Origin of the sequence: Streptomyces hainanensis, assembly GCF_004348415.1 — a bacterium.
Classification (GTDB): Bacteria; Actinomycetota; Actinomycetes; order Streptomycetales; family Streptomycetaceae; genus Streptomyces; species Streptomyces hainanensis.
Window position 1 is genome coordinate 1 of the sequence record NZ_SMKI01000425.1, and the last position, 6797, is coordinate 6797.

Annotated in this window: 4 protein-coding genes and 1 pseudogene; all 5 read left to right on the forward strand. The window is 66.5% G+C overall.

What is annotated here, in order from left to right:
- Positions 1 to 715 precede the first annotated feature (715 nt).
- Positions 716 to 766: pseudogene (locus E1283_RS39140) on the forward strand (hypothetical protein); the annotation flags it as partial.
- 345 nt (positions 767 to 1111) lie between these two features.
- Positions 1112 to 1582: a hemerythrin domain-containing protein gene (locus tag E1283_RS28970; RefSeq protein ID WP_132821135.1), complete on the forward strand. Its 471-nt coding sequence runs from the start codon at positions 1112 to 1114 to the stop codon at positions 1580 to 1582.
- Positions 1579 to 4119 carry a DEAD/DEAH box helicase gene (locus tag E1283_RS28975; protein ID WP_132821132.1) on the forward strand — a complete coding sequence of 847 codons (2541 nt, stop codon included), beginning with the start codon at positions 1579 to 1581 and terminating at the stop codon, positions 4117 to 4119. Before E1283_RS28970 ends, E1283_RS28975 begins: the two co-directional genes overlap by 4 nt.
- Before the next feature lie 131 nt (positions 4120 to 4250).
- Positions 4251 to 6353 (forward strand): insecticidal delta-endotoxin Cry8Ea1 family protein, encoded by a 2103-nt coding sequence (locus E1283_RS28980; protein WP_132821133.1) that lies wholly within the window; start codon positions 4251 to 4253, stop codon positions 6351 to 6353.
- 216 nt (positions 6354 to 6569) lie between these two features.
- Positions 6570 to 6776: a hypothetical protein gene (locus tag E1283_RS28985; protein ID WP_132821134.1), complete on the forward strand. Its 207-nt coding sequence runs from the start codon at positions 6570 to 6572 to the stop codon at positions 6774 to 6776.
- Positions 6777 to 6797 lie beyond the last annotated feature (21 nt).

The window sequence follows — 6797 nt, forward strand, 5'->3', positions numbered from 1 at the left end:
GGGTACAAGCGCGCTGCGCGCGCTTGTAAGACCGTCCGCTTCGCGGACGGAGCCCCCCGCTTCGCGGGGGGCAACGGATTCCCGCTTCGCGGAAATCCGAGACGCAGTCGGATTCACGCTTCGCGCGAATCCCGCCTCCGCTCCGCTCCGGCGGGAAAAACGCGCCCAGGGGAATGGGGGGTGACAGCATCGCGGGATGATGTGGGCTGTGTAACTACGGGAATTCCAGGCAGGCGCCGGGATTTGAGACCGAACGAGAGACGTGCGGACCGGAGCCGTGCTCCGGTCCGCACGTCTCTCGTTCGGGTGGATTCCGTGCGGCGTTGGGTTGACAGGAAGGGTTGACTGTCCGATCAACTGCTCTCCTCAGGACGCCAAGTGCGCCCGGAGTGCCGAGTGCTGACAAGCGCTGACGCTGTTCGCGTGACGTGCATCACAACGCATCAAGCTTCACGTTGCGCAGGATGCACCTGTGTAGACTCAGGGATCGCGATGGCCTCCCGATTGAGCGTGCGGGGAGGGTGTCGACGGTCTTCAGTGTTTCGGTTTCTGTCGGGAGAGCCGAAATAGAGACGACGCCTTTTAAGCTCCGGGATCATCAAATTGAGACAGTAGAGGCCGGGGGGGGCGGGCGCTGGATATTCCGCCGGGAATGCGAATTCCTGCGGCCGGATTGCGCGCGACGGTGGTAATGCCGTGCGGCTCGGGAAAGACGATGGTGGCCGCTTTCACCGCCCGGCGCGTGGCCCGGAATGGCCGGGTCCTGGTGTCGACGCTGGATCTGCTGACCCAGACGGTCGCCGCGTGGCAGGCCGCCGGCCACAAGGGCCCGGCGGTCGCGGTCTGCTCGCTGGCGGACGACCCGGTGCCACCACACCGTCACTATCACCGCCTTCAAATACATCGACCATGCACTCCGAATGCCTTCGCCCCCCGCGCAAAGTGCCGACACCCGGGGCTCGAGCAGGGGATGGCGCTTGGGGTGCGGGCGGCGTATCGAGGGGACGGTAGTGTGTGGGAAGCGTCGCGTGCCGGTGGCAGACCGTGTCAGGCATGGAGGCGCCGGATTGAAGGAGACCGACGATGCGCTCGTCGCACCCTTCGCTCTCGCGTGACTGAGCGCGAGACGGCCAGGCTCGTCGCCTGGAGCCAAGAACTCCGCCAGGTGCATCACCGACTACGGGAAGCGCTGCTCGTGACTCGCGCCTCCCTCGCCGACGGGACCCCCGGTGAGGCAGCCGCCCGTGAACTGCTGCTGTATTGCCACGGCTTCTGCACAGCGCTCGACGGCCACCACCGAGGTGAGGACAGCACCCTATTCCCAGCCATCGCAGCTGCCCATCCGGAGCTGCGGCCGGTGCTGATTCTGCTTGAGCAGGATCACTCGATGATCGCCCATCTTCTCGACAGCCTCCGTGCCGCAGTCGACCGGGCCGCGCCGCCTGAGGAGCTTGACAGTCATCTCGAAGGCATCGCAGCGATCATGGAAAACCACTTCCGTTACGAAGAGCGGCAACTGCTCACTGTGCTCGAAACCTTGGGTCTGGCAGCCGCGCCTCAAGATGTGCTGGGCCCGCTATGATCCCGAGCTGGACAGTGGGTAATGGTGGTGATCGTCCGGAGAGAGGAACGGGGAAGAAGTCTTTTAAGCTCCGGGATCATCAAATTGAGGCGGTAGAGGCCGGGGCGCGGGCGCTGGATATTCCGCCGGGAATGCGAATTCCTGCGGCGGGATTGCGCGCGACGGTGGTGATGCCGTGCGGCTCGGGAAAGACGATGGTGGCCGCTTTCACCGCCCGGCGCGTGGCCCGGAATGGCCGGGTGCTGGTGTTGGTGCCGACGCTGGATCTGCTGACCCAGACGGTCGGCGCGTGGCAGTCGGCCGGTCACAAGGGCCCGGCGGTCGCGGTCTGCTCGCTCCAAGACGACCCGGTGCTGTGGGGCCGCAGGGTGCGGGCGACCACCAGCGCCCCGCAACTGGCGCTGTGGCACGGCTCCGGGCCGGTCACCATCTACGCCACCTACTCCTCCCTGCCGGTCCTGGTCGAGGCGTTCGAGGGCTCCTACGGCCTCCCGATGGACCCGCTGGACCTGGTGGTCGTCGACGAGGCGCACCGCACCTCCGGGTCGATGGGGAAGGCGTGGACCGACGTCCACAACAACCAGCTACTGCCGGCGCTCCGGCGGCTGTACCTGACGGCGACGCCCCGCATCTGGCAGGAACGCCCGCCCACCGAGCCGCTGCGCGACCCGCTGCCCGAGGAGATGGCCGCCAGCATGGACGACGAAACGATTTTCGGGCCAGTCGTCTACCGCATGAACCTCGCCTCCGGCGTAGCCCGAGGCCTGCTCGCCCGGTACCAGATCATCGTCGTCGAGCTCGTCGACCCCCAGCTCCCGCCCGACCAGCTCCACGGCCCGGAGAAACGCGAGGAGAAGATCCGCGGCCTTCGGCTCGGGGCGCTCCAGGCGGCGATGCTCAAGACCACGCGCGAGCACGACCTGAAGACGATGATCACCTTCCACCACCGCACCGTCGAGGCCCAAGCCTTCGCCACCGGACTGCCAGCGGTCGGGAAGAAGCTCCACCAGGCGGAGCCCGAGCGGTACCCGGCGAAGGTCTGGTCGGGGTGGTTGAAGGGCGAGCACGAGGCCGACCACCGCGCGACCGTTCTCGAGGAGTTCGGTACCCGAGCCGGCCTCGCGATCCTCTCGAACTGCCGCGTCCTCGGCGAAGGCGTCGACATCAGGGCCGTGGACTCCGTGGCTCTTCTCGACCCGAAGGGATCACCGGTCGATATCGTCCAAGCCATCGGCCGCGCCCTGCGGCAAAAGCCGAATGAGGGTAAGCTTGCTTCGCTTATCGTCCCGGTGTTTCTGGCACCTGGTGAGCAGCCCGATGACATGTTCTCCTCGGCTTCATATAAGCCCTTGGTGAAGGTGCTTGAAGGGCTGCGTGCACATGATGAACAGGCCATCGAATTGCTGGCTATTCCGCAGACGAACACCGGCTCGGAGTCGCCGACCACCACCATCGGAGTGCCGCCGGAGCATGGTGATGAAGAGGGTCGGCTCTTGCTGCGGTTCTCCTCGAAGCGGGACCCGGCGGCGGTCGCGGAATGGATCGCCTACAACGTCATCGACACCGAACGCCAGGACTGGGGCCGCGGGCTGGAGGCGCTGCGCGCCTACCGCAAGCGCGAGAAGAACGCGCGGGTACCGTTCTCCCACCGCGAGGGCGCCTTCCCCCTCGGGCAGTGGCTGGCGGATCAACGGAAAACCTTCCAGGCCGGCGCCATGAACGGCGGCCGCGCCCGCCGCCTCGAAGCCCTCGGCATGGTCTGGGACGAACGCGAGCTCGCGTGGGAGGAGACCCTCGACGTCCTGCGGGCCTACCACGGCGAGTACGGGACGCTGGCGGCTCCGAGGTCCGCGACGATCCTGGACCGCCCGGTAGGGATGCTCCTGGCCAACCTCCGCCGGCCCGGCGGGCTCGGGAAGGACACAGCCCGAGCCGAGCGCCGCACGCGCCAACTGGCGGCGATCGACCCCCACTGGAACCCGGCCTGGCCCATCGAGTGGCAGAGAAACTACGCCGGCATCCAGCAGTGCGTGGACGGCGGCGCCGACCCCGACGACATCCTCCCCGGCGTCACCGTGGCCGGCATCGATGTCGGGACGTGGCTGCGGCGCCAGCGACACGCCTGGAAGCACCTGTCCGAGGCACAGCGCAGGCTGCTCGCGGATCTGGCCATCGGCCCGCTCCACACGGCCCCTGAGGCCGTACAGGGCGCAGTGGAGGCCGTGCAGGAGCCTGCCGGGCCGGAGGCCGGCGGCGCCACCGTGCCGGCCGCGAGGAAGCCCACCAACGGGCGCGCGGGGTCGTTCGAGCGGGGCCTGGCCGCCGCCCGCCAATACCTCGCCCGCGAAGGCCACCTCCGCGTTCCCCGCAGCCACATCGAGCACCTAGCCCTCGAAGACGCCGCCGCCGGCGACGGCGGCCAGGAACAGCCCGAGACCGTCGACGTCCGCCTCGGTGTCTGGAGATCCAACATGCGCAGCCGGCGCGACAAGCTGCCCATCGAGCAGCAGACCGCCCTCGACGAGATCGGGTTGTAGGAGTCTCGGGTGTCGGCGTGCCGTAGCTGAATGTGGCGTGCTGGGTGGTAGGTGTCTGGCACGTGTTCCCGGCGCCGCGGTGAGTCCTCGTGGTGGAGTGCTGGGTGTCTCTGGGTTCGTTGGAGGTTCTCGTGTCCCTGTACACCGCTGAGACGATTCCGGCCACGTTCCTGAACGCGCCGGAAGGTGGCTTCAGGGCGCAGGACCTGCCCAAGGAGGAAGAGGACCTCCTGAAGACCGAGCTCATGATGGTGATCTCCCAGATGGCTCTTGGTCCGCTGGGTGGGCTCGTGGGGCTCGTGTTGAACGAGTTGTGGCCCAATCCGCAGACAGATCTGAAGCAGGTTTTCCAGGGGATCTTGGACAAGATGATGGTGGTCATTGAGAGGATGGTCGACGAGAAGATCAAGACGGCTGTCTCGAATCTCTATCACAAGCTGATGGAGAATGAGTTGGCTGGCTTGTACAAGGTTGTTGACTACTATCACACCGTCGCGCGCACCGATCCGGGAAATGCGCCAGCCGCTTTTATCTCCGCTCACGAGCAGATTCTTCACGACATGCCGGCTTTTCAGGACGCCGACTATGGCTATCTCGTGTTGCCGTTCTTCGCTCAGGTGGCCAACCTGCACATCATGCTGCTTCGCGAGGGCATCAACTACGCCGACGAACTTGGCCTGAGCGATGCGCATCGGGAAGAGCTCATCAAGATGCTCAAGGATGTGGCGTCGGAGGACGGGGCCTACACCTCCTACATGAAGAAGACCTTCGACGCCCACGCCTTCAGTACAGGTGGGTCGGACGAGTGCTACCTGACGCTGGACTATCAGCGTGAGAACTACGTCCGGGGCGCCGAGTATGGGCGGTATTTCTGGCCCGCGCTCGCCGATTGCAATAATGCGCCGGAGAAACTGTACCGTGAAGCCACCGTGTATCTTCGCTGCGGGTCCGTGCTCCACATGGAGGATGCGGCGAAGCCGCTGGTGGCCCCGAATTATCTCTACGAGCACAAGCGCGAACCGGCACTCGTTTCATACAAGGCGGACATGCATGCCCCTGTCTCTTCCGACAACGGTTCCTCCTTGCTGGGGTTGCACTTGCATTACTCCGACGGACATTCCACTTGGTATTACGCAGATGACATGGACGAGCCCGCTTACACCGTGAATGATTCGTCAGAGTCTGGATACTCCGGTGTCACGCTCTACCTCGACGTGCAGGGGGGTGAAAGGGACGAGCTCAGGGGTTTCGCCGGATGGCAACTCGGCGACGCGAAACTCTCCACGTATCTGCATAGCGCATCGGCTGTTCACGTCGAGTTCAAAGCCAAGGACTGGTCCGTGTGCGACGTGAGATACGCAGGGCGATGCAATCCGCTGAGGAACGTCTACGAATCGGGCGTCATCGTGGGCGTTCACCCGACTGATGAGTACATCACGCCCGACAAGCAGTTCACCGTGCCGTCGGGAGCGTTGTGCCGGGTGCACGTCGCCGAGGGTGACGGGACGCTGGACCTGGCGCGTTACGCGTTGTCGGAGGCGGTACCGGTCGTTTTGCGCAAGCACAACGGGTCCGACTCCCAGCTGTGGCAGTTCCAGGAGGCCGGTGAGAACGCGTTCCGGCTCGTGAACGCCTACAACGGCCAGGCCCTCGCCCTCCGTGAGGGGCAGGTGCTCACCACCTCCGTCCTCCAGGAGGCGACCAGCTGGGCCCTGGAGGTCGCCGAGGATCACACCCAGCGCCTCACCGCCACGATCGGCCCCGGCCACCACCTGGCGGCCGACGGGAACGCCCTCACCACCACGACGCCGGCGGCGGCGACCGGAGGGCAGGCGGGAAACGCCCGGTGGGTCGTGGTCGTCGATCCCACCCGCAGCCTGGCCAAGCTGCGCTCCACGCTGCCGAACCTCACCACGAGCCTGGTCAACGTCGACGGCCGCAGCGACCTCCACATGACGCTGACCAACCCCACCTCCGGTAGCACGGTGGAAAACTGGACCCTCCAGTTCATCCTGCCCGCCGAAGCCGGCACCGCCCTGACCACCACCTCCCCCGTCAACGTCACCGCGGTCGAGGAGGAACGCGGCATCCACGTCACCCTGATCCCCACCGGCGACCAGCGCGACCTCCACCCCGGCAGGGCCTTCTCCTTCGTCCTCGCCACCACCAACCCCGCACCGGCCGCACTACCACCAGCCGCGGTACGCCTCAACGACACCGCCATCAGCGGATAGCCCGCCAGCGTCCACCGATGCCGGCATCCCAATGCCGCACGCGAGGCACCAGCCACCGACCCGCCGCCGTCATCGTCGTCATGAAGGTCGGGACCGTTCGCGTGAACCCGTCGGCGCCGCCCGGATGACGTGCCGTGCGCCCCTGGCACCGGCTCTCGTTACGCCCCGGGAGGAGACCGCGCAAGGCGGTCCCCCGGTAGTAGATGAGGCACCCCCATGCGCAGCTTCCGCACCGCCGTGGCCGCCGCGGCCCTGGCCATCGCCGGACTCGCCGGCACCGCCACCACCGCGCTGGCCGGCGACATCAACATCGAGTACGAACAGAACATCCCGGTCTGCAGCCCCCAAAGCGATGTCGCGGTCGTCGGCCTCACCATCCCCATCGTGACACCGGAGACCGTCAGGGCGTGCGGGTCCAACTAGCGGCCCCGCACCCCCGCGCCC